The organism is Agromyces sp. ISL-38 (assembly GCF_018613935.1).
Classification (GTDB): domain Bacteria; phylum Actinomycetota; class Actinomycetes; order Actinomycetales; family Microbacteriaceae; genus Agromyces.
In genome coordinates, this window is sequence record NZ_JAGGPF010000009.1 from 219361 (window position 1) to 240572 (window position 21212).

Below are 21212 nucleotides of genomic sequence, written 5' to 3' on the forward strand. Positions count from 1 at the left end.
GCCGAGCCGGCCGCCTCAGCTGATCGGGCGGCAGGTGCCATGAGGGCGCCTGCCGCCCGCTTCCCGACTCAGCGAGGCAAGCCGAACGCCGCAGGCATCCCCTGAGTGAAAGGACGACGGGATCATGGATCTCATCACCGCTGTCGGGGCGCCGCAGGTCGACCCCTCGGCGATCGAACTCCCGGCCACCCAGCCCATCGACATCACGCAGCTCATGGACACCCGGCCGCCCGCAGCGGCGCCGGGATCGCCGCCGCCGACGACCGTGCAGCGCCCGACCTAGACACCGCGCCGACGAGCGGATGCCACGGGCGCTGTGCCGTGGCATCCGCTCGACGCGCTCCCGTCAGCGCAGCGCCGCGAAGAAGGCGCGGATGTCTCCGGCCACGACCTCGGGCAGCTCGAGCGCGGCGAAGTGGCCGCCGCCCTCGTCGAATCGGCTCCAGTGCACGAGGTTCGAGTTGTCGCGCTCTGCGAAGACCCTGATCGTCTGGAAGTCGTCCTTGAACACGGCGACGCCGGTGGGCGCCGTGTTGACCTGCGGCTCGGCTTCGGCACGCGCGTTCTCGAGGTAGGCGCGGCTCATGCCGGCAGCGGCATTCGCGAACCAGTTCACGGTCACCTCGGTGAGGATCTGCTCGAGCGACACGAGCGACGTGCCGTTGCCGAACGAGTTGAACAGCTCGCTGTAGGCCAGGAGGCCGACGGGCGAGTCGCTGAGCCCAGCTGCGACGGTCTGCGGTCGGCTCGCGTTCATCGTGTTGTAGCCGCCGACCGACTGGAACCACTGCATGTGCTCGAGTCCCGCGTAGTCCTGCGGTTCGAGCCGCTCGAACTCGCTCGGGTCGCCGCTCGGGAACGAGAAGAGCTGGAGCACATGCAAGCCGAGGAAGCCGTCGGGGTTCAGGAGGCCCAGCTCGCGGGCGACCATCGCACCGTTGTCGGAGCCGTGGATGCCGTACTCGGCATAGCCGAGGCGCCGCATGAGGGTGTCGTAGGCGCGGGCGACGCGGGCGGTGGTCCAGCCGCGATCGGTGACCGGCGCGCTGAAGCCGAAGCCAGGGGCATCCGGGATCACGACGTCGAAGGCGTCCTCCGCACGGCCGCCGTGCGCGACCGGGTCGACGAGCGGGCCGATCATGTCGAGGTAGTCGACGGATGACCCGGGGTAGGGTGTGCGCGAGCAGCAACGGCGTCGCGCCGGGGTGCTCGGACTTCACGTGGATGAAGTGGATCGTCTGACCGTCGACCTCGGTGATGTAGTGCGGCACTGCGTTGATGCGGGCCTCCTGCGCACGCCAGTCGAAGCCCGAGCGCCACAGGTCGACTGCTTCACGGAGGTAGGAGTTCGGAGTGCCGTAGTCCCAGTCGTCGACGGGTGCGGGCTGCGGGAGCCGGGTGCGGGCGAGGCGTTCCATGAGGTCGTCGAGCTCGGCTTGCGCGACCTCGATGCGGAAGGGGCGGATGCTGGTTTCGGTGGTGGTTTCCATGTCCCTCACGCTACGGTTCATATAGGCACGTTCCATTCCTAATGCCAGAGGAATTTCTCCGGATGTCCGACACCGCCGCTCGCCTGCTCGCCCTGCTCTCGCTGCTGCAATCTCGGCCCGACTGGTCGGGCAGCGAGCTCGCGATGCGCCTCGGCGTCTCGCCCCGCACCATCCGGAACGACATCGACCGACTGCGGCAGCTCGACTACCCGGTCGACGCCACGCGCGGCGCCACGGGCGGATACCGCCTCGGCGCCGGAGGCAAGCTGCCGCCCTTGCTCCTCGACGACGAGGAGGCCGTCGCGGTCGCGATCGGCCTGCGTGCCGCCCGAGGCATCACCGGCATCGAGGAGTCGAGCGCCCGCGCCCTCGCGAAGCTCGAGCAAGTGCTGCCCTCACGCCTCCGGCCGATGGTGACGGCGCTCGCGACGACCACGGAGCATGCGCCCGAGAACACCGGCACGGATGCCCCCGACCCCGAGGTCGACCCCGTCGTGCTCAGCGCGATCGCCGGCGCCATCCGTGACGTCGAGTGGCTGCGCTTCGACTACCGGGGCGCTGCGCGTCTCGTCCAACCGTACCGCCTGCTGAGCTGGCAGCGCCGCTGGTACCTCGTGGCTCGCGACCCCTCCGCGAACACCTGGGAGACCCTCCGCGCCGACTGGATGGAGCCGCGGATGCCGACGCGCCGCCGCTTCTCCCCCGTGTCGCTGCCGGGCGACGACTACACCGCCTTCGCGATGCGCTCAATCGCCGCGAGCGGATGGAAGGTGCATGCGCGCCTCCGGGTCGCCGCGCCCGCCGAGGCCGTGCTCGCCCGCATCAACCCCGCCGTCGGCGTCGTCGAGTCGATCGACGACGAGACCTCGGTGCTCGTCACGGGCGCCGACAGCCTCGACACGATCGCGGCCTACATCGGGATGCTCGGCATGGACTTCACGGTCGAGTCGCCAGCCGAGCTGCGGCCCTTGCTGCTCACGTACTCCGAGCGGTACGTCCGCGCGGCGCGCGTCGTCGACGATTCCTGACGTTTGTCAATTCGAGGCGGCTCCTCAGCTCGCGAGCCGCAGCTCCATTGCGCGCTCCTCGATGCCGCGCAGCACCTCGGCGAAGTCCGCGCCGGCGACCGTGCGCACGTTCCATCCCACGTCGCCGCGTTCGACGAGCGACGATGACGCGTTCTCGAGCTTCGGGTAGTGCCGTGGCTCGTGGCCGGTGATGGTGGCGAGCGTGTGCCTGATGAGCGTGCCGTGAGCGACGACGAGCACGTTCCCGCCGTCGTGGTCGAGAACGATGCGCTCGAGGCCGCGGATGCCGCGAGGCCCCACCTCTTCGTCGAGCTCCATGCCCTCGAAGTCGCGGTTCGGCCAGCGGGTGTCCAGCTCGGACACGAGCGTGCCCTCGGCGACGCCGAAGTCCTGCTCGGTGAGCTCGTCGTAGCTCCCGCCGAACCGCACCCCGAGGTGCTCGGCGATGATCTCCGCCGTCTCGCGTGCGCGCCCGAGCGGCGAGCTCACGACGGCATGCCACGGGTGGTCACCGAGCAGCGCCGCAGCGGCCCGCGCCTGCTCCCGTCCGGTGGCATTGAGCGGGATGTCGGTGCGACCCTGCATGCGGCCCGAGAGGTTCCAGTCGGTCTGTCCGTGGCGGATGAGAGAAAGCACCATGCGCTCCACCCTAGGGCGAGTGAGCTGAACAGATCATCTGCGGCATCCGGCAAGCGGCATCCGGTCACCTGCGGTTCTTCCCTACGTCACCCGGCACACCTAGCGTGGACACGCGCGAGCAGCGGAGTCTCAGTGTCTCAGTGCGGTCCGTGCAGGCCGACCCGGTCGGGCACGCTGCCGGCGACGCGGGGGAGCCAGGACTCGACCTCGGGCCACGGGCGACCGGTGGGCAGGTGGCGCAACAAGCTCGCGAGTGAGTCGTCGGCGTCGGGCCACGGGATGACGCGGGTCGGCGACGCGTCGGCGAGCACGCCGAGCCACCAGTGCATCCACGTCGTGGGCAGCGACTCGGGGTGGAGCACCACGTAGTAGTCGGGCACGCTGATCGCATGCCGCTCGGCGGCCTCGACGGCCCGCTCGATCTCGAGCTCGAGCACGCCGTAGGTCGACTGGTCGTCGAAGAACTCGACCCAGGCCGCGGCGACGTGCCCGAGCGGGTCACGATCGTGCACGACGTAGGGGGCACTGGTGGAGATGGACCAGCGCGCCACCTCGGCATCGGACTCACCGGAGAACGAGGCGGCCTGCACATTGGCGAACCGCTCGAGCGAACGGATCGCGCTCGCCGTCTCTTCACCCACCACGACCAGGGTGGTGCTGCCTGGTGGCTCCATTTTCAGATTCTACGGCTGTCGGATGCCGATCGGGGGCGACGAGCCGAGCTCGAGCCGCACTGTTACCAAGTGGACATCTCGCGGATATCCAGCCGATCCGCCTGGGTGCACCCACGTCGGCAACTTGGACAGCACGATGACGCGTTCGCCAAGGCACACCGCCTGATAATCGCGGCCCCGCATTCCCCCCATTGTCAAGAAAATTATAACGGTCGTCATGAAATTGTTGAATTTCCGTCTCGTCGCTGCTCTACTGGATCCACTCGCACCGTCGCGAGCTACACCTCGATGAGGAGGGAACCCCCCGATGAAGCGGTACCTGAAACACGTACTGGCAGTCGGCGTGGCAGCGGCGCTGCTCGCCTCTGCGCCGGTCGCAGCCATGGCGGCTCCGGACAAGCACGACACGCACGTCGATCCCGCAGTGCCCGGCACTCTGCAGGAATGCGCCGGCCTCGCCGGATTCGACTACGCGGCGACCGACATCGTGTCGGCGACCATCGTTCCGGCCGGCGCGCTCACGAACGCAGGCCAACCGGTCGGCGAGCACTGCCTCGTCACCGGCACCATGAACGAGCGCGTCAGCCCGGTGGATGGACAGACCTACGCGATCGGCTTCGAGATGCGGCTTCCGGCCGCGTGGGCGGGGCGGTTCCTGTACCAGGCCAACGGCGGCACCGACGGAGCCGTATCACCGGCACTCGGCAGCATCACCGGCGGGCAACTGAGCAACGGTCTGCAGATGGGCTTCGCTGTGCTGAGCTCGGACGCCGGACACAACCGCAGCCAGAATCCGCTGTTCGGCCTTGACCCGCAGGCTCGACTGGACTACGGCTATCAAGCGGTCGGCACCCTGACCCCGATGGCCAAGGACCTCGTCGAAGCCGCATACGGTCGGCAGCCTGACACGTCCTACATCGCAGGCGGCTCGAACGGCGGCCGGCACACGATGGTGGCGGCGGCCCGCTACGGCGACCAGTACGACGGATTCCTCGCGGTGGCACCGGGCTTCGACTTGCCGTTGGCGGCGGTCGCGCAGCTCTGGGGTGCACAGCAGTGGGCAACAGTGGCCACCGACATCAACGACCTCGACACCGCCTTCACACCTGCGGAGCGCACCGTTGTCGCCGCGGCGATCCTCGAACGCTGCGATGGACTGGACGGACTGAAGGACGGGATGGTGCAGGACTCGGAGCGCTGCCAGAAGTCCTTCGACGTACAGTGGGACGTCCCGACCTGTGCAGCAGGCCGGGACGGCACCTGTCTGACCGCGGAGCAGAAGGTCGTCGTCGAGCGCGTTTTCGCCGGAGCGCGCAAGAGCAACGGCGAGCCCGTCTACACCTCCTTCCCGTTCGATCCGGGCATCACGCAGACCGGCTGGGCGGGTTGGAAGTTCGACAGCAGCGTCGGCGCGCAACGCGACCCGGTAGCCGTCGGCTTCATCTTCTCGACGCCCCCGGAAGACGTGAGCATGCTGGCCGACACACTCGGCTACGCGTTGAGCTTCGACATCGACACGGACACCGACCGCATCTACGCCAGCAATGAGCTCTACACCGAGAGCGCGATGGAGTTCATGACGCCGCCGAACCCGACCGACCTCGACGTGATGCGCGATTCGGGCGCGAAGATGATCATCGCCCACGGCGCCGCCGACGGCGTGTTCAGCCCCGACGACACCGCCCGCTGGTACGAGCAGCTCGACAAGGCGTACAAGAACAAGGCAGAGGACTTCGTGCGCTACTTCGAGGTCCCAGGCATGGGGCACGTGCGCGGCGGCCCCGCAACGGATCAGTTCGACGGCCTCGGAGCCCTCATCCAGTGGGTGGAGTACGGCCAGGCTCCCGACCGGATCACTGCCACCGCCCGCGGCGCAGGCAACCCGGGCGGCGTGAACGCGGAGGTTCCGACGACCTGGGCACCCGACCGCAGCCGACCGCTGTGCCCGTACCCGCTCGTCGCGCGCTATGTCGGCGGCGATATCGAGGACGCGACCAGCTTCGCCTGCAAGCCCAGCTCGGATGGTACGAATTCCGAGAACTGAGCCGCACGAAGGGGCACATCGGGTCAGCCGAATGTGCCCCTTCGTCGCAACTCAACAGGCTCGCAGGTTCGTCCCGTGCTGATGCGCGCGTTACGCGACACACCCCAAGCCGGCCCTTACCCGCGGCACTGGTGAGGAGACACGACTAGGCGATGCGCAGCAGCAAGGTGGCCTCGATACGAGCGCATCGCGTCCTACTCGACCACCGGACTGCTGGACCACCGGACAGTGCAAACACTGAGGAAAACTCCGTGTTCTGCACGGATGTGGCGCATGCCCCACGGGAGCACGCTGGGCACATCCAATCACCCGACTCGTCGGCTCGCACCACCCGAAGGATCCGATCATGTACCTCAGCGAAGGCTACGTCTCGCTCGAACTGGCCCGGCATGCCGAGCAACAGCTGCTCATCGAACTCGAGCGCCGCCGTGTGATCAACGAACGCCAGGCAGAGGCGGCCGCGCACGCTGCCGAGGGGATGACGGATGCCCCGAGCCCGCGCCGCGGCATCCGCGCATTGCTCCCCCGGCGCCTGCGCCCGCTGCAGCCGCCGCCGCGCTACGCACTGTCGTAACACGGGCCGGCCGATCGTCCCCGTCTCAGTCGATCGGCCGAGGGGATTCGAGCCGAAGGGTCGATGCCGTACGCAGCGGAGCCCGCCAGCATCGAGGCATGACCGAAGCATCCCAACTCCTGCCCGCGCCGCACGCCAACGCCTCTCCCGGCGGAGGACCCACCCGCACGCCGGCCCGTACGCCGCGACGCGAGTGGCTAGCGCCCACCGGGCTCATCCTGCTCAGCCTCGTGCCGGTCGCCGCGGGGGCGTCGCGCCTCACCCAGCTGGCGACCGGCGCCGTCGCGGCCGACAACACGCGTTTCTTCGACTCGCCCGTGCCGGTCGTGGTGCACATCGTCAGCGTCACCGTGTTCAGCCTGCTCGGCGCGCTCCAGTTCGCGCCGTCGCTGCGCCGGCACCGCTGGCACCGCAGGGCGGGGCGGATCGTGGCCCCCGCCGGCCTGCTGACGGCACTCACGGGAATCTGGATGGCGCTCTTCTACACGCTCCCCGCACACGACGGCGAGGCGCTGCTCGTGCTGCGGCTCGTGTTCGGCTCGGCGATGGCCGCGAGCATCGTCGTGGCCTTCGTCGCGATCCGCAAGGGCGACGTGCGCACGCACAGTGCGTGGATGACCCGCGCCTACGCGATCGGCATGGGCGCCGGCACCCAGGTGTTCACGCTCCTGCCGTGGTCGATCATCCTCGGACCGCCCGACGTGGGCACCCACGCCGTGCTGATGGGCGCGGGCTGGGTGATCAACCTTGCCGTGGCCGAGTTCGTCATCCGCCGGCGCGCCACCGGCTCCGGCCGCGCATCCCGTACTTCCGGCCGATCCACGGTTGCGAGTGCACGCTTATCATGAGGGACATGACGAGCCCCCTCCGCTCGGTGTGGGAGGCTCCGGCCGCCCAGCCGCCACCACCTCGTCGAGTCTGGCGCGACTGGGTGCTCGTCGGCGTGCTCCCGCCGCTCGCGGTGCTGGAAGCGACGGCCAGGCCCGACGTGCCGTGGCGGGTGCTCTGGGTCGTCGTGCTCATCGCGCTCGTTCCGACGCTGCTCTGGCGTCGCATCCGACCGCTGCTCATGCTCGTGATCGTGTTCACGGTCATGACCACGCTCTCGATCGCGATCAGCGAGCCGGAGCTCGCGTCGACGGCCTACCCCCTCGTCCTCGTGTACGCGGTGATGCGCTGGGGCACGGGCCGCGCGATGCTCATCGGTCCGGCGATCGCGGTCGGATGCGGCGCCCTCACCCTCGCGCTCGGCCCCACGACCCTCGGCGACATCATCGGCTCCGTCGCCGTCGTCGTCATGACGATCACCCTCGGCGTGGCCCTGCGCTGGCGCGCCGCAGCACGGGCTCGCGAGCTCGATCGGCTGAAGCTGCTCGAACGCGAACAGCTCGCACGCGACCTCCACGACACCGTCGCGCACCACGTCTCGGCGATCGCGATCCAGGCGCAAGCCGGCACCGCGGTGGCAGCGGCGGATCCGGATGCCGCGGCCGAGGTGCTGCGGGTCATCGAGGGCGAGGCGTCCCGCACCCTCGCCGAGATGCGCTCGATCGTGCGGATGCTTCGACGTGAGGATGCAGCCGAGACGGCGCCCGGCCCGGGGATCGCCGATCTCCGACGGCTCGCGCGGTCGGAGCCCGGCGGGCCCCTCGTCGACGTGCAGCTCACCGGCGACGTCGACGAGCTGCCGCCCACGATCGGCGCCGCCGTGTACCGACTCGCGCAGGAGGGGGTGACGAACGCGAGGCGACACGCTCGGCACGCGACCGGCGTCGACGTGATCGTGCACGCCGACGCCGCCGGGATCCGGCTCGACGTCCGCGATGACGGCGACCCCGCGGCATCCGCGGCTCCGGGGTACGGGATCACCGGAATGATCGAACGCGCGACCCTCCTCGGCGGCACGTGCGAGGCCGGCCCCGCGCCCGACGGCGGCTGGATCGTCACCGCCGTGCTCCCGCGAAGCGGCTGGTCGACATGACCGTGCGCGTGCTCATCGCCGACGACCAGGAGCTCGTGCGCATGGGGCTCCGGATGATCCTGAACGCGCAGCCCGACATCGAGGTGGTCGGCGAGGCCGCCGATGGCGCCGAGGCCGTGGCGCTCGCACGGAGCATCCGGCCCGACGTGTGCCTCTTCGACATCCGGATGCCGGTCACCGACGGCATCGAGGCCACCCGCGCGCTCGCCGGGCCGGGCGTCGCGGATCCGCTGCCCGTGGTCGTGATCACGACCTTCGATCTCGACGAGTACGTCTACGCGGCGCTCCGCGCCGGTGCACGCGGCTTCCTGCTCAAGGATGCCGGGCCGGCCCTGCTCACCGAGGCCGTGCACGCGGCCGCCCGCGGCGACGCCCTCATCGCCCCGAACGTCACGCTACGGCTGCTGGAGGCGTTCGCCGGCTCCGCTCCGGCCGGGCCGCCGCCACAGCCGATCGAACCGCTCACCGAGCGCGAGGAGCACGTGCTCGCGACGGTGGCGCGCGGGCTCAGCAACACCGAGATCGCCCATGAGCTCCACATCTCGCTCAGCACGGTGAAGACCCACATCTCGAGCGTCATGGCCAAGATCGGCGCCCGCAACCGGGTGGAGGTCGCAATCTGGGCGCACGAGAGCCGACGCCGGTCGTAGACTGTCGCCGTGCAGGGGCAGTCGCTGACCCCACGCGAAAGCGCGGTGCTCGCCGCCATCGAGCGGCGCCTGACCAACCCCGAGATCGCCGCGGAGTTGTTCATCTCCGTGCGCACCGTCGAGAGCCATATCGCGAGCCTGAAGCGCAAACTCGGCACCGAAACCCGCGCCGAGCTCATGGCCGCGGCGGGCGAACGGCGCGAGCGCGCGGCATCCGTCCGCTTGCCGCGCAATGCCTTCGTCGGACGAGACGCCGAGCTCGCGGCCATCGCCCACGTGCTCGACGAACACCGCTGGGTGACCATCGTGGGACCGGGCGGCGTCGGCAAGACCCGCCTCGCCCTCGAGTTCGCCAGCCGCAGCGAGCATGTGCCCGTGGTGGTCGAGCTCGAGCACGCCGAGCCGGCCGACGTCGTCGCTCGCATCGCTCGGGCACTCGACCTGGAGGCGGGACCGGGCAGGGATGCCGCCGCATCGGTCGAGGTGGCGCTCGCGTCGCATCCGTATCTGCTCGTGCTCGACAACGTCGACCGCGTCGGCCCCGCGGTCGACGAGGTGATCGCCAGGGTGCAGGCGACCGCGACCGGGCTCCGTGTACTGACGACCTCGCGCACGCCGATCGGCGACGCCGCCGAAGCGGTGTTCACCCTCGCGCCGCTGCTGGCAGATGGACCGGATGCCGCGGCTGTCGCCATGTTCCTCGACCGGCTCGGTTCGGCCGGTCGCTCTGCGGCAGCGCCGATGCAGCTCTCGGTTGCGCCGCCGTCGCCCGCCGACCTCGGGCTCGCGGCCCGAGTGTGCTCCCGGCTCGACGGACTCCCCCTTGCGCTGGAGCTCGCCGCCGCGGTCGCCCGCCACCTCTCGCTCGAGGAGCTCGCCGCGCGACTCGACCGTGACTTCGCGACGCTCGATCGGGCCGTGCCGGAGGGCCGTCATCGCACCCTCGAGACAGCGTTCGATTGGACGTGGGACCTCCTCACCGATGAGGAACGCGACGTGCTCTGCAGACTCGCCGCCCTGCCGCGCACCTTCGACGTCGACCTCGCCGTCGCGGTCACCCACCCGGGCGCTGAGGGCGTGGTGTTGCGCTTGCTCGACCATTCGCTCATCGTGCCGGTCGGCGGGCGGCCGCGACGGTTCCGGCTGCTCGCGGTGATGCGCGAGTTCGTGCGGGCGCGCACCGATGCGGCCGTCGTGCGCGAGGTGCTCGAGCAGCATGCGACCTATCACTCGATGGTCGCCGCGGAGTTCGTCCGCCACGCGCGCACCGATGACAGCGCCGAGGCGATGCGAACGTCGGAGCGGCTCTGCCCTGAGTTGAACGCCGCCGTGCGGTGGACGCTCGCAGCGGGGCATCCTCTCGCCGCATCACTCGCCGCCTCGCTCGCCGTGGGCGTCGAGCAGTACGGATCGGATGTCGACAGCGTGCGCACGCTCGCCATGGCGGCGCGCGACGAGCGGGTGCTCGCATCGGCGTCGACGCAGCAACTGCTCGAAGTCGGCACCGGGCTCGCGTTCCTCGACGTGCACCTCGTCGACGAGCTCGCCGAGCGCGCACTCGCCATCGCAGGCGATCCGCAGTCCCGCCTCGCGGCCACCCATCTCGCCGGGCTCGCCGACGCCTACCTCGACAGGCTCCCCGATGCGCTCGCGCACCTGGATACGGCCGAGCGACTGGCGATCGAACTCGGGGACGAGTGGCAGCTCGCCGCGGTGCGCCAGATGCGGGGCGTCGCGTTCCGCCACGCCTCGCCCCCGGATTCGGCGGGCGCCATCGCCGCGTTCGAGTCGGCGATGCGCGGCTACGCCCTCACGGGCGACGCGATGCACGCGAACAACGCGCGCTTCATGATGGCGCACGCCGCGGCCGCCGACGGGCTCGAGCCCGAGCGGGCGGCGGTATGGGCGGCCGAGTGCGCCGCGTACGCCAGCTCCACCGGCAATGCGCACGAGCTCGCGCACGCGCATCTCGTGCAGGCGATGCTGCGAACGGATGCCGCCACGGCCGCGGTATTCGCCTCGCCGTCGCCTGCGTCAGCCGGCCACCACGATCTCGACGACCTCGACGAGCTCGTCGCGACCTTCCGCGGGTTCGGCGACCTCCGCTGCGTCACGCGCAGCCTGCTCCTCCGCGCGCGTCTCGCCGACCTCGACGCCCGCGTCCCATTCCTCGAGGAGGCCCTTGCGGCGGCGGACGCCGCTGCCGATCGAGCCAATCAGACCACGGTGCTCGCTCGCCTCGTCGACACGCACTGGGCGCGGGGCGACCGCATCGCCACCCTCGCCGCGTTCGATCGGCTCGGTGCGGTGGCGGGCGCCGCTGCGGCATCCGCCGCGTGCCCGCCGGAGCTGACGGACGAGCTGACCCGCGGGGCCCACGACCGGGTCGAGCACGTCATCGCACCGTAGCAAGCGGCGACGCGCTACGGAACGAGGTGCCCTGCGGCGCGGAAGAGCTCGTACCACTCCGCCCGGGTCAGGGGGATGTCGGAGCCCTGCGCCGCGTCGGCGACGCGCTCGGGGCTCGTCGTGCCGAGCACCACCTGCATGTTCGCCGGGTGCCGCGTGATCCACGCGGTCGCGATGGCGATCGGCGGCACGTCGTAGGCGGCGGCGAGCCGGTCGATCACGACGTTGAGCTCGAGGTACTCGGGCGAGTCGAGGAAGACGCCCGTGAAGAATCCCGCCTGGAACGGCGACCAGGCCTGCACCGTGATGTCGTTGAGGCGGCAGTAGTCGACGATTCCGCCGCCGTCGAGCGAGATCGACTGGCTCTCGGCGAGCATGTTCGCCGCCGCACCCTGGGCGATGATCGGCGCGTGCGTCATCGACAGCTGCAGCTGGTTGGCGACGATCGGCTGGCGCACGTACTTCTTCAGCAGGTCGATCTGCCGCGGCGTGTGGTTCGAGACGCCGAAGGCACGCACCTTGCCGGCGGCCTCGAGCTCGTCGAACGCCTTGGCGACCTCCTCGGGCTCGACGAGCGCGTCGGGGCGGTGCAGCAGCAGGATGTCGATGTAGTCGGTGTCGAGCGCGGCGAGCGATCCCTCGACCGACTCGATGATGTGCTCATACGAGAAGTCGAAGTAGGGGCCGTCCCTGACGATGCCCGCCTTCGTCTGGATCGTGAGCTCCGCGCGCTCGGAAGGGCTGAGCTTCATCGCCTCGGCGAAGCGGCGTTCGCAGCCGTGCAGGTCGTTGCCGTAGACGTCGGCGTGGTCGAAGAAGTCGATGCCCGCGTCACGTGCAGTGCGCACGAGCTCGCGGACCTCGTCGTCGGTCTTGTCGGGGATGCGCATGAGGCCGAGCACGACGTTCGGGACGACGATCTCGGTGCCGGGCAGGGTGAAGGTCTTCATGGTATTCCTCAAGGTCTTCATGGTGCTCCTCAGGTATCGCGTGGTCAGGCCGCCCGCGAGAGCGGGGAGAGCTCAGCGAGCTCGTCGTCGGTCAAGGCGAGCTCGGCGGCCCGCACGGAGTCCTGGATGCTCTCGGGTCGGGACGAACCGGGGATCGGGATGACCACTGGTGCGAGTGCGAGCTCCCACGCGAGGGCCACCTGCTGCGGGCTGACGCCGTGGGCGTCGGCGACATCCTGGAATGCCGCGTGGTCCTGGCCGACGTCACCGGCGCGACGGATGCCGCCGAGCGGCGACCACGGCAGGAACGCGATGCTCAGCGCGGCGCAGTGCTCCAGCTCGCCGAGGCTCGAGCCGAACGCTGGCGAGAACTGGTTCTGCACGGAGACGAGGCGCCCGCCGAGGATCTCGTTCGCCTCGTCGATCTGGGCGACATTCGCGTTGGAGATTCCGGCCATCTCGATGATGCCCTCGTCGAGCAGGTCTCGGATGGCGCCGATCGAGTCGGCGTACGGCACCGTCGGATCGGGGCGGTGGAACTGGTAGAGCCCGATGGCGTCGACGCCGAGGCGTCGCGCCGAGGCCTTCACGGCTTCCTTCAGGTAGTCGGGGTGCCCGTTCTGCGTCCAGCTGCCGTCGCCTGGGCGGAGGTGTCCGCCCTTCGTGGCCACGAGCACCGCGGAGGTGTCACCGGCGTACGAACGCAGGGCACGGGCGATGAGCTCCTCGTTGTGGCCGACGTCGTCGGCATGCAGGTGGTAGGCGTCAGCGGTGTCGATGAGCGTGACGCCGGCGTCGAGCGCCGCGTGAATGGTCGCGATCGACCTGGCCTCGTCGGGGCGTCCCTCGATCGACATGGGCATGCCGCCGAGTCCGATCGCACTGACCGAACGGGTTCCGATGGTTCGTTGCTGCACGGATGAGCCTTTCCTGTCGTGTGGGTTGCGTTTCACCCTAGGCAGCCGCAAGCTAGAAGTCCAACAACTACCAGTGATGGTATTCAGAACCCGGAGTGATCAATGGATCTGCGCCAGATGGAGTACCTCGTCGCCCTCGCCGACGAGCAGCAGTTCACCCGGGCGGCCGCGGTGTGCAACGTCTCGCAGTCGGGCCTCTCCGCCGCGATCCGCAGCCTCGAAGACGAGCTCGGCACCACGCTGTTCGCGCGCACGACTCGACGAGTCGAGCCGACGGATGCCGGACTGGCGCTGCTCCCCTTCGCGCGCGCCATGCTCGCCCAGGCCACGGCCGGCCGTGATGCCGTCGTGCGCGCGACTCGCGAACTCTCGGGCGCACTGCGCGTGGGCGCCGAGCAGTGTCTCGGCATCGTCGACGTGCCCTCGCTGCTCGAGCGATTCCGCCGCCGCTACCCGCTCGTCGACATCCACTTCACGCAGGCCGGCTCGCACGACCTCGTCGCACAGGTGCGCGACGGCGAGCTCGACGTCGCCTTCGTCGCCACCACCGATCACCTCACCCGCGTGTCGAGCACGGAGCTCGGCCGGTGGCCGGTCGTGCTGTTGTGCCCTCCGGAGCATCCGCTCGCCGCTTCGACGCGCGTGGACTGGACCGACCTGCGCGACCTCGACTTCATCGACTTCCAGGAGTCGTGGGCGGTGCGCTCGCTCAACGAGGCGTCGTGCGCTGCACAGGGCGTGGGTCGGCGAGTGCGCTGCACGGTCAACGACGTGCACACGCTGCTCGACCTGATCCACCGCGGACTCGGCGTCGCGCTCGTGCCGCAGCACGTCGCGGCGAAGCCGCAAGCGGCCGGGCTCGTCTCGGTGCAGCTTCCGCAGAGCTCGACGCCGCAGTGGGTCGTGTCGGCCATCACGGGCAGCCCGGTCGCGGCATCCGCTCCGCTCCTGCTCGAGATCCTCGACGCTGAGCTGCGCCGGTCGGTGGTCGAGGCAGACCCCCGGCAGCTGCAGCCGTCGACGTAGTCCTGCGACCCGCTCACTCTCCCTCGAACCGCGGTTCCGTTTCGGACTCTTTATCGATACAGTCAGGTGTTCAACTGAGGCTTCAAAGGAGAGACCCGCTGTGACCGACCCACTCACCGCCCGTGCCGTCATCGATCTCGACGTGCCCGGACCCCAGATCAGTCGCCATCTGTACGGCCACTTCGCTGAGCACCTCGGCCGCTGCATCTACGGCGGCTTCTACGTCGGCGAGGACTCGCCGATCCCGAACGAGGGCGGCATCCGTTCCGACGTCGTGGAGGCGCTGCGACGCATCGACATCCCGAACCTGCGGTGGCCGGGCGGATGCTTCGCCGACGAGTACCACTGGCGCGACGGCATCGGCCCGAAAGCCGATCGCCCGCGCATGGTCAACACGAACTGGGGCGGCATCGAGGAGAACAACCACTTCGGCACGCACGAGTTCATGGCGCTCTGCGAGCTGCTCGGCGCCGACGCCTACGTGAACGGCAACGTCGGCAGCGGCACCGTGCAGGAGATGAGCGAGTGGGTGGAGTACCTCACTCGCGCCGGCGACAGCCCCATGGCGCGGCTGCGGCGCGAGAACGGCCGGGACGAGCCGTGGAAGGTGCCGTTCTGGGGCATCGGCAATGAGGCGTGGGGCTGCGGCGGCAGCATGACCGCCGAGCACTATGCCAACGAGGCGCGCCGCTACGCGACCTTCTGCCGCGACCACGGCGGCAACACGCTCTACCGCATTGCCGCGGGGGCGTCCGACGACGACGTCAAGTGGACGAAGACCCTGATGGAGTCGTTGAACTGCCTCGGCTGTCAGAAGGAGCCCACGAACATCTTCCAGGCGATCTCGTTCCACTACTACACGGTCGACGTGTGGGCGGAGAAGGGCAGCGCGACGGCCTTCACGACCGAGGAGTACTACGCGACCATGGGCAAGGCGCAAGACGTCGAGCGCGTGCTCGAGGCGCACGCGACCGTCATGGACGCCTACGACCCCGGCAAGAAGGTCGGGCTCGTGCTCGACGAGTGGGGCACGTGGTGGGACGTCGAGCCGGGCACGAATCCCGGGTTCCTCCACCAGCAGAGCACCATACGCGACGCCCTGGTGGCATCCGTGCACTTCGACGTGTTCCACCGGCACGCCGACCGGCTCGTCATGGCGAACATCGCGCAGACCGTCAACGTGCTGCAGGCGATGCTGCTGACGGATGAGGCGACGGGCGCGCTCGTGCTGACCCCGACGTATCACGTCTTCGAGATGAACCGTGGGCACCACGACGCGACGTCGCTCGCGGTGCACGTCGTCGAACGGCCCGAGACCCGCACCGAGGCCGGCCGGCCCCTCGACGTGCTCTCGGCGTCGGCGAGCACGCGCGACGACACGGCGCTCGTCTCGCTGAGCAACCTCGATGCGGAGCGGCCGCTCGAGGTCGTGCTCGACCTGCGGGGTCGCGCCGTCACGGCTCACGCCGGGCGGGTGCTGACCGGGGCGCAGCTCCAGTCGCACAACACGGCATCCGAACCCGAGGCCGTCGCGCCGACGGAGCTCACCGCGATCGAGGCCGACGACCGCGGGCTGCGGGTCACGCTCCCGCCGCACTCCTTCGCAACCGTCTCGCTCACCCTCGGATGAGTCGGCGATAGAGTTCCGCCATGGTCACGATGCAGGATGTCGCGAAAGCCGCGGGCGTCTCGACGATGACCGTGTCGAACGTGCTGAACCACTATCCGCACGTGCGCGACGAGACACGCGACCGCGTGCTCCGTGCGATCGACGACCTCGGGTACCGCGTGAACGTCGCGGCCCGGAACCTCCGGGCCGGGCGAACGAACACGATCGGATTCGCGGTGCCCGAGGTCGACCGGCCGTACTTCGGCCAACTCGCCTCTCGCATCATCGCGAGAGCCTCGGCGGCGGGATACCGCGTGGTCATCGAGCAGACGGGCGCCGATCGCGAGAACGAGCTCAGCGCGATCGTGTCGTCGCGCAACCGGATGTACGACGCCCTCATCCTCTCGGCGGTCGGACTGGGCACCGCCGACCGGGAGCTGCTGCGAGTGGACTTCCCCATGGTGATCCTCGGCGAGACGGTGTTCGAGGGCCCGGTCGACCACATCGCCCTCCCGAATGTCGAGGGCACGTTCGCGGCGACGCGGCATCTCATCGCGCGGGGCAGCCGGCGCATCGCCATCGTCGAGGGCAACGACTCGCTGCCCCCGAACGTGAGCAGCCTTCGCCACGGCGGCTACATCCGGGCTCTCCGGGAGTCCGGGGTCGAGTTCGATCCCGCGCTCTCGATCGGGATACCCGAGCTCACGCTCGCCGGCGGCCGGAGCGCAGCTGAGCGGCTCGTCGATTCCGGCACCGCGTTCGACGGCATCGTCTGCATCACCGATACGGTAGCGCTCGGCGTCATGCGCGGGCTCGCCGACCGTGGGGTGCGGGTGCCCGAAGACGTGCGCGTGATCGGCTTCGACGCGATCGAGGAGGGCGAGTACAGCATCCCCCGGCTCTCGACCGTCGATCCCGACCACGACGAGGTCGCCGCCCTCGCGGTCGATCTCGTGTTGCGGCGCATCGCGGGCGACACCGAGTGGCAGCCGCGCGAGTTCGTGAGCTCGTTCCGCGTCGTCGCGCGAGAGTCCACGGCCTGAGCATGCCGCTCCCCCATTCGTCACCCTCGCTCTTGTCGCGTCTATATCGATACAGGTAGAGTGCGGACCACGATTCCGCCGATCGAAGGAGATCAGGTGACCCTCATCGACGAGCGTCCGACGGAGACCGCTGCCATCACGACGCGCACCCGCGCCGCACGGTGGTGGACCTCCCCCATGTCGACCAACGGCCCCACGTTTCAAGCGGATCGCCTCAAGATCGGCCTGTTCCTCGTGCCGATGCTCGTCGTCTTCGTGGCGCTCTTCCTGATCCCCCTCGTGCAGTCGATCTGGTGGAGCTTCACCGACTTCAACGGGTACAGCACCGACGCCGCGTTCGTGGGCCTCCGCAATTACGAGAACGTGTTCACCGACCCGTCGATGCTCGCCGGGCTCGGGTTCACGCTGATGTTCACACTGGCGACGACGGTGCTCATCACCGCCCTCGCCATCCCGCTCGCGGTCACCCTCGACCGCGCGTTCATCGGGCGCAACTTCGTGCGCGCGATCTACTTCTTCCCGGCGATCCCCTCGGTCGCCATTCTCGGCCTCGTGTGGGGATTCATCCTCAACCCGCTGGGCTCCGGAGCGCTCAACTCGCTGCTCCAGTCGGTCGTCGGCATCGGGCCGGTGCCGTGGCTCTCGAACAGCACGCTCGCCCAGCTCAGCGTGATCGCCGTCGGCGTGTGGACGAGCACCGGATGGCACGCCATCCTCTACCTCGCCTACCTGCAGTCGATCCCCGACGACTACTACGAGGTCGCGCGCATCGACGGGGCATCCGCGTTCCAGCGATTCCGCTACATCACCCTGCCGCTGCTGATGCCGGCGATGACCGTGAGCTGGCTACTGCTCATGACGGGAGGCCTGAAGGTGTACGACCTGCCGATCACGCTGACGAGGGGCGGGCCGGGGTTCTCGACCTTCACGATCACGCAGACGATCATCCAGAACGGCGTCTCCCAGGCGAAGTACGGGCAGGCCTCCGCCCTCGCGGTCATCTTCATGCTCGCGGTCGGTGCGATCGTCGCGGCGCAGCTCATCGTCTCTCGCCGACTCGAAGGGCGGCTCTCATGAGTGCAGCACGAACCCTCACCCGCCCGGGCGCGATCGCGACGAGCCTCATCATGATCCCGCTCGCGTGCGTCATCGGACTCCCCTTCTACTACGTGGTCGTGAACACGTTCAAGACGCAAGCCGAGACCACCATGGCGCCGTTGGCACTGCCGACCACCCTGAACCTCGACAACTACCTCACGGTGTTCAGCGAGATTCCCGTGGCCCAGTCGTTCGTCAACACCGTCTATGTCACGGCGGCGGCGATCCTGCTCATGCTGCTCATCGGGTCGATGGCCGCGTTCTCCGTCATCATGCGCGCATCGCGACTGGTGACGGTGCTGCTCGTGATCGCGTTCCTCGTTCCGGGCCAGGTGACGCTCATCCCGCTCTACCGGATGCTGAGCCAGGCGCAGCTGGTGGACACGCTCGAGGGCCTCGTCATCCTCTACTCGGGCGGTTCGGTGTTCTGCTACTTCCTCATCGTCGGGTACATGCGCACGCTCCCCGGCGAGGTGATCGAGGCCGCGCGCATCGACGGGGCCGGGCCCTGGCAGATCTACTGGCGCATCGCCCTGCCGCTCATCCGCCCGATCCTCATCACAGTCGGCGTCTTCCAGACGATGTGGGTGTGGAACGACTTCCTGACCCCCGTCGTGTTCATCAGCTCGACCGAGAAGCAGACGCTCGTGCTGCAGACCTACAAGGCGGTCGGCGAGTTCACGACGGATTGGCCGATGTTCCTCACCCTCAGCGTCGTCGTGCTCATTCCCATGGTCGTCTTCTTCATCTTCATGCAGCGCTACATCGTGCGCGGCCTCGTGGCCGGCAGCGTGAAGGGGTAGCCACGGGTCAACGCCGAACCGGCGGCAATGCCGACGACCGCTGTCTGTATCGATCAACCAGCACCAACAACAACACCAACAGGAAAGGCCAGCAATGAAGCATCCGTTCCCCGCCCGGTCACGGGCACTGCGAGCCCTCGCAGCGACCATCGCCATCACGTCCGCCGCCGTCCTCACCGGATGCACCGCGGGCGCCGCCGACGACCGCACCGTGCTCACCTTCTTCTCGTGGTCGAACGAAGAGACGATGGAGCCGGTCATCGCCGCGTTCGAAAAGGAGAATCCCGACATCCGCATCGAGTTCTCGAACGCTCCCCCGGTGGCCGAGTACATCTCGACGCTGCAGAATCGCCTCGGCTCGAACACCGCCGCCGATGTGTTCGTGATCGCCGCCGAGAACAAGACGAACCTCATCGAAGGCGGCTTCGTCACCGACCTCACCGACGAGCCGTTCATGGATGTCGCATCCGAATTCAACACCGCCACCTACGCGAGCCCCGACGGCAAGGCCTACGGGCTCTCGCTCTCGTCGTGGGCATCGGGCATCGTCTACAACGTCGACCTGCTCTCCGAGCACGGCATCACGGAGTTCCCCACGACGTGGGACGGGTTCGTCGAGACGCTCACGACCCTCAAGGACGCTGGTGTCGTTCCGTTCCTCGAGTCCTGGCAGGGCTTCCCGACGTCGCTCGGCTCGAGTGTCGGGCTCGCCAACTTCGAGGCCGGCGGCACGGTCGACGCCGAGATCTTCGCCGGCAAGTCGACGTTCGAAGAGCTCTGGACGGAGCCGCTCACGCCGTGGCAACAGCTCTTCGAGGACGGACTCATCTCGCCGGATGTCGTGGGACTCAAGGGCGAGCAGGTGCGCGACGAGTTCGCCGCGGGCCGTGTCGCGATGATGACCGCCGGACCGTGGGACATCGGGGCGATCCGTGAGGCGAACCCCGACCTGAACTTCACGTTCGCGGGTGTGCCGCAGAAGGGCGGCGAGCCGTTCTTCACCGGTGCCGCTTCGCCCGGTTACGCGATCAACTCGAAGGCGAAGGAGCCCGAGGCCGCCAAGACGTTCCTCGAGTTCCTCGCGAGCGAGGACGGCGTGCGGATCTTCCAGGAGAAGACGAACGACATGACGACCACGTCGAACTACACGCCGACGATCGACGAGTCGCTCGAGGTGCCGTTCCAGGCGCTGCTCGACGGCAAGTTCTACCTGCCGATGATCTCGTGGCCCCGCTATCAGGACGCCCTCTACACCGACCTCGTCGCGCAGATCCAGCTCATGGCGCAAGGCCAGGCGACGCCTGCCGACGTTGGCGCAGCCCTCGATGCGCGGCTCGCCCAGGAGTCCGGCGAGTAGGTTCGCGAACCGGAACCCGCGAACGCCCGGCCCGCCAAGGGCCGGGCGTTCACTCGTGTTGCTCGCGATTCCATGCCGCGAGGCGGATGATGGGCGTGATGCTTGTGACCGGCGGAGCCGCACGCATCGGCTCCGACATCGTCGAACACTCGACCGCCCGCTGGAGCGACCGACGCGTCGCGGTTGTGATCGGCGCGGCATCCGCCATCGTCGCCATCAGTGGAACGTGGATCCCGTCGCTCTGGGGCGACGAGGCTGCGAGCATCATGTCGGCGCGTCGGGATTGGGCGTCGCTCTGGGCGCTCCTCGGCACCGTCGACGCGGTGCACGGGCTCTACTACGCGCTGCTGCACGTGTGGATCGACCTCGTGGGCGCCTCGCCGTTCGCCGTGCGACTGCCGTCGGGGATCGCCGTCGGCGCGGCATCCGCAGGGCTGTACCTGCTCGTGCGCAGGCGCGCGGCGCGCGAGACGGCGATCATCGCCGCGACCGTCTTCGCCGTGCTGCCGCGGGTCACCTTCCTCGCGACCGAGGCCAGATCGCTGGCACTCGCGACCGCCGCCGGCGTCTGGCTCACCCTGCTCATGCTGCGATTGCTCGACGCTCGCATGCGCCGGGGCTGGTGGTGGGTGTACTCGCTCGGGCTCGCGCTCGGTACATATCTCTTGCTGCACCTCGCGCTGCTCATCCCGGTGCACGCCATCTTCGTCGCCCTCGAGCTGCGTCGGGCAGGGCGGCTGCGCGGCATCCGACTCCGTCCCTTCCTGCTCGCCTGGGCGAGCGCGGCGCTGCTCGCCGCACCGATCGGCGTGGTCGCCGTGATGCAGCGCGAACAGATCGCGTTCAGCAGGCCGTGGCGCGCCGTCACGGCGCAAGCGGTGCTCGTCGAGCAGTGGTTCATGCTCGAGACCGTCGCGCTC

At 69.2% G+C, this 21212-nt stretch carries 19 protein-coding genes and 2 pseudogenes; 15 read left to right on the forward strand and 6 right to left on the reverse strand.

Annotation, left to right across the window (positions count from 1 at the left end; all coding sequences use genetic code 11):
• Positions 1 to 124 precede the first annotated feature (124 nt).
• Positions 125 to 283 (forward strand): hypothetical protein, encoded by a 159-nt coding sequence (locus J7E25_RS08480; protein ID WP_214869704.1) that lies wholly within the window; start codon positions 125 to 127, stop codon positions 281 to 283.
• Positions 284 to 346: 63 nt separating this feature from the next.
• Here J7E25_RS08480 and J7E25_RS08485 read toward each other — a convergent pair whose 3' ends face one another.
• Positions 347 to 1141, reverse strand: coding sequence for an alpha/beta hydrolase (locus J7E25_RS08485; RefSeq protein ID WP_308164446.1), 795 nt, complete (start codon positions 1139 to 1141; stop codon positions 347 to 349).
• Between the two features lie 79 nt (positions 1142 to 1220).
• Positions 1221 to 1526, reverse strand: a pseudogene (locus tag J7E25_RS18320) (epoxide hydrolase N-terminal domain-containing protein); the annotation flags it as partial.
• 26 nt (positions 1527 to 1552) lie between these two features.
• Between J7E25_RS18320 and J7E25_RS08490 the strand changes: the two are divergent.
• Positions 1553 to 2518, forward strand: a complete 966-nt coding sequence (locus J7E25_RS08490) for a YafY family protein (RefSeq protein WP_214869705.1) — start codon at positions 1553 to 1555, stop codon at positions 2516 to 2518.
• Between the two features lie 24 nt (positions 2519 to 2542).
• Here J7E25_RS08490 and J7E25_RS08495 read toward each other — a convergent pair whose 3' ends face one another.
• Together J7E25_RS08495 and J7E25_RS08500 are read right to left on the reverse strand one after the other, a co-directional pair.
• A complete protein-coding gene (locus J7E25_RS08495; protein ID WP_251038890.1) occupies positions 2543 to 3157 on the reverse strand; it encodes a histidine phosphatase family protein in 615 nt (204 codons plus the stop codon).
• A 137-nt stretch (positions 3158 to 3294) separates the two neighbouring features.
• Positions 3295 to 3831, reverse strand: a complete 537-nt coding sequence (locus tag J7E25_RS08500) for a hypothetical protein (protein ID WP_214869706.1) — start codon at positions 3829 to 3831, stop codon at positions 3295 to 3297.
• Positions 3832 to 4138: 307 nt separating this feature from the next.
• Between J7E25_RS08500 and J7E25_RS08505 the strand changes: the two genes are divergently transcribed.
• The 6 genes from J7E25_RS08505 (at position 4139) to J7E25_RS08530 (ending at position 11489) form a co-directional block, all read left to right on the forward strand.
• A complete protein-coding gene (locus J7E25_RS08505) occupies positions 4139 to 5875 on the forward strand; it encodes a tannase/feruloyl esterase family alpha/beta hydrolase (RefSeq protein WP_214869707.1) in 1737 nt (578 codons plus the stop codon).
• 346 nt (positions 5876 to 6221) lie between these two features.
• The gene (locus J7E25_RS08510) at positions 6222 to 6449 is read left to right on the forward strand and encodes a hypothetical protein (RefSeq protein WP_214869708.1); all 228 of its coding nucleotides are present in this window, start codon (positions 6222 to 6224) and stop codon (positions 6447 to 6449) included.
• A gap of 98 nt (positions 6450 to 6547) precedes the next feature.
• The gene (locus J7E25_RS08515; RefSeq protein WP_214869709.1) at positions 6548 to 7297 is read left to right on the forward strand and encodes a DUF2306 domain-containing protein; all 750 of its coding nucleotides are present in this window, start codon (positions 6548 to 6550) and stop codon (positions 7295 to 7297) included.
• A gap of 5 nt (positions 7298 to 7302) precedes the next feature.
• Positions 7303 to 8430, forward strand: coding sequence for a sensor histidine kinase (locus J7E25_RS08520; protein ID WP_214869710.1), 1128 nt, complete (start codon positions 7303 to 7305; stop codon positions 8428 to 8430).
• On the forward strand, positions 8427 to 9080 hold the full coding sequence (locus tag J7E25_RS08525; RefSeq protein WP_214869711.1) for a response regulator transcription factor: 654 nt from the start codon (positions 8427 to 8429) through the stop codon (positions 9078 to 9080). The genes J7E25_RS08520 and J7E25_RS08525 overlap by 4 nt, the downstream gene beginning before the upstream one ends.
• Positions 9081 to 9089: 9 nt before the next feature.
• Positions 9090 to 11489, forward strand: a complete 2400-nt coding sequence (locus tag J7E25_RS08530) for a LuxR C-terminal-related transcriptional regulator (protein WP_214869712.1) — start codon at positions 9090 to 9092, stop codon at positions 11487 to 11489.
• Positions 11490 to 11503: 14 nt separating this feature from the next.
• On the opposite strand, the gene J7E25_RS08535 is transcribed toward J7E25_RS08530, so the two are convergent.
• Positions 11504 to 12439 carry an aldo/keto reductase family oxidoreductase gene (locus J7E25_RS08535; RefSeq protein ID WP_214869713.1) on the reverse strand — a complete coding sequence of 312 codons (936 nt, stop codon included), beginning with the start codon at positions 12437 to 12439 and terminating at the stop codon, positions 11504 to 11506.
• A gap of 44 nt (positions 12440 to 12483) precedes the next feature.
• Positions 12484 to 13356, reverse strand: a complete 873-nt coding sequence (locus tag J7E25_RS08540; RefSeq protein WP_214869714.1) for an aldo/keto reductase — start codon at positions 13354 to 13356, stop codon at positions 12484 to 12486.
• 102 nt (positions 13357 to 13458) lie between these two features.
• Between J7E25_RS08540 and J7E25_RS08545 the strand changes: the two genes are divergently transcribed.
• The 7 genes and pseudogenes from J7E25_RS08545 to J7E25_RS17845 form a co-directional block, all read left to right on the forward strand.
• Positions 13459 to 14382 (forward strand): LysR family transcriptional regulator, encoded by a 924-nt coding sequence (locus J7E25_RS08545; protein ID WP_251038891.1) that lies wholly within the window; start codon positions 13459 to 13461, stop codon positions 14380 to 14382.
• 100 nt (positions 14383 to 14482) lie between these two features.
• The gene (locus tag J7E25_RS08550; RefSeq protein ID WP_308164447.1) at positions 14483 to 16012 is read left to right on the forward strand and encodes an alpha-L-arabinofuranosidase C-terminal domain-containing protein; all 1530 of its coding nucleotides are present in this window, start codon (positions 14483 to 14485) and stop codon (positions 16010 to 16012) included.
• Between the two features lie 20 nt (positions 16013 to 16032).
• Positions 16033 to 17034 carry a LacI family DNA-binding transcriptional regulator gene (locus J7E25_RS08555; protein ID WP_251038892.1) on the forward strand — a complete coding sequence of 334 codons (1002 nt, stop codon included), beginning with the start codon at positions 16033 to 16035 and terminating at the stop codon, positions 17032 to 17034.
• 96 nt (positions 17035 to 17130) lie between these two features.
• Positions 17131 to 18111, forward strand: a complete 981-nt coding sequence (locus J7E25_RS08560) for a sugar ABC transporter permease (RefSeq protein WP_308164448.1) — start codon at positions 17131 to 17133, stop codon at positions 18109 to 18111.
• Complete coding sequence (locus tag J7E25_RS08565) at positions 18108 to 18935, forward strand: carbohydrate ABC transporter permease (RefSeq protein WP_214869715.1); 828 nt, start codon at positions 18108 to 18110, stop codon at positions 18933 to 18935. The genes J7E25_RS08560 and J7E25_RS08565 overlap by 4 nt, the downstream gene beginning before the upstream one ends.
• A 94-nt stretch (positions 18936 to 19029) precedes the next feature.
• The gene (locus J7E25_RS08570; RefSeq protein ID WP_214869716.1) at positions 19030 to 20292 is read left to right on the forward strand and encodes an ABC transporter substrate-binding protein; all 1263 of its coding nucleotides are present in this window, start codon (positions 19030 to 19032) and stop codon (positions 20290 to 20292) included.
• 266 nt (positions 20293 to 20558) lie between these two features.
• A pseudogene (locus J7E25_RS17845) lies at positions 20559 to 21008 on the forward strand (glycosyltransferase family 39 protein); the annotation flags it as partial.
• Positions 21009 to 21212 lie beyond the last annotated feature (204 nt).

Bases quoted from the DNA above. Each gene is read 5' to 3' on its own strand.
- J7E25_RS08565 (WP_214869715.1), top strand. From the start codon at position 18,108: ATGAGTGCAGCACGAACCCTCACCCGCCCGGGCGCGATCGCGACGAGC.
- J7E25_RS08555 (WP_251038892.1), top strand. From the start codon at position 16,033: ATGGTCACGATGCAGGATGTCGCGAAAGCCGCGGGCGTCTCGACGATG.
- J7E25_RS08510 (WP_214869708.1), top strand. From the start codon at position 6,222: ATGTACCTCAGCGAAGGCTACGTCTCGCTCGAACTGGCCCGGCATGCC.
- J7E25_RS08520 (WP_214869710.1), top strand. From the start codon at position 7,303: ATGACGAGCCCCCTCCGCTCGGTGTGGGAGGCTCCGGCCGCCCAGCCG.
- J7E25_RS08495 (WP_251038890.1), bottom strand. From the start codon at position 3,157: ATGGTGCTTTCTCTCATCCGCCACGGACAGACCGACTGGAACCTCTCG.
- J7E25_RS08505 (WP_214869707.1), top strand. From the start codon at position 4,139: ATGAAGCGGTACCTGAAACACGTACTGGCAGTCGGCGTGGCAGCGGCG.
- J7E25_RS08545 (WP_251038891.1), top strand. From the start codon at position 13,459: ATGGATCTGCGCCAGATGGAGTACCTCGTCGCCCTCGCCGACGAGCAG.
- J7E25_RS08480 (WP_214869704.1), top strand. From the start codon at position 125: ATGGATCTCATCACCGCTGTCGGGGCGCCGCAGGTCGACCCCTCGGCG.
- J7E25_RS08490 (WP_214869705.1), top strand. From the start codon at position 1,553: ATGTCCGACACCGCCGCTCGCCTGCTCGCCCTGCTCTCGCTGCTGCAA.
- J7E25_RS08535 (WP_214869713.1), bottom strand. From the start codon at position 12,439: ATGAAGACCTTCACCCTGCCCGGCACCGAGATCGTCGTCCCGAACGTC.
- J7E25_RS08525 (WP_214869711.1), top strand. From the start codon at position 8,427: ATGACCGTGCGCGTGCTCATCGCCGACGACCAGGAGCTCGTGCGCATG.
- J7E25_RS08500 (WP_214869706.1), bottom strand. From the start codon at position 3,831: ATGGAGCCACCAGGCAGCACCACCCTGGTCGTGGTGGGTGAAGAGACG.
- J7E25_RS08515 (WP_214869709.1), top strand. From the start codon at position 6,548: ATGACCGAAGCATCCCAACTCCTGCCCGCGCCGCACGCCAACGCCTCT.
- J7E25_RS08570 (WP_214869716.1), top strand. From the start codon at position 19,030: ATGAAGCATCCGTTCCCCGCCCGGTCACGGGCACTGCGAGCCCTCGCA.
- J7E25_RS08485 (WP_308164446.1), bottom strand. From the start codon at position 1,141: ATGATCGGCCCGCTCGTCGACCCGGTCGCGCACGGCGGCCGTGCGGAG.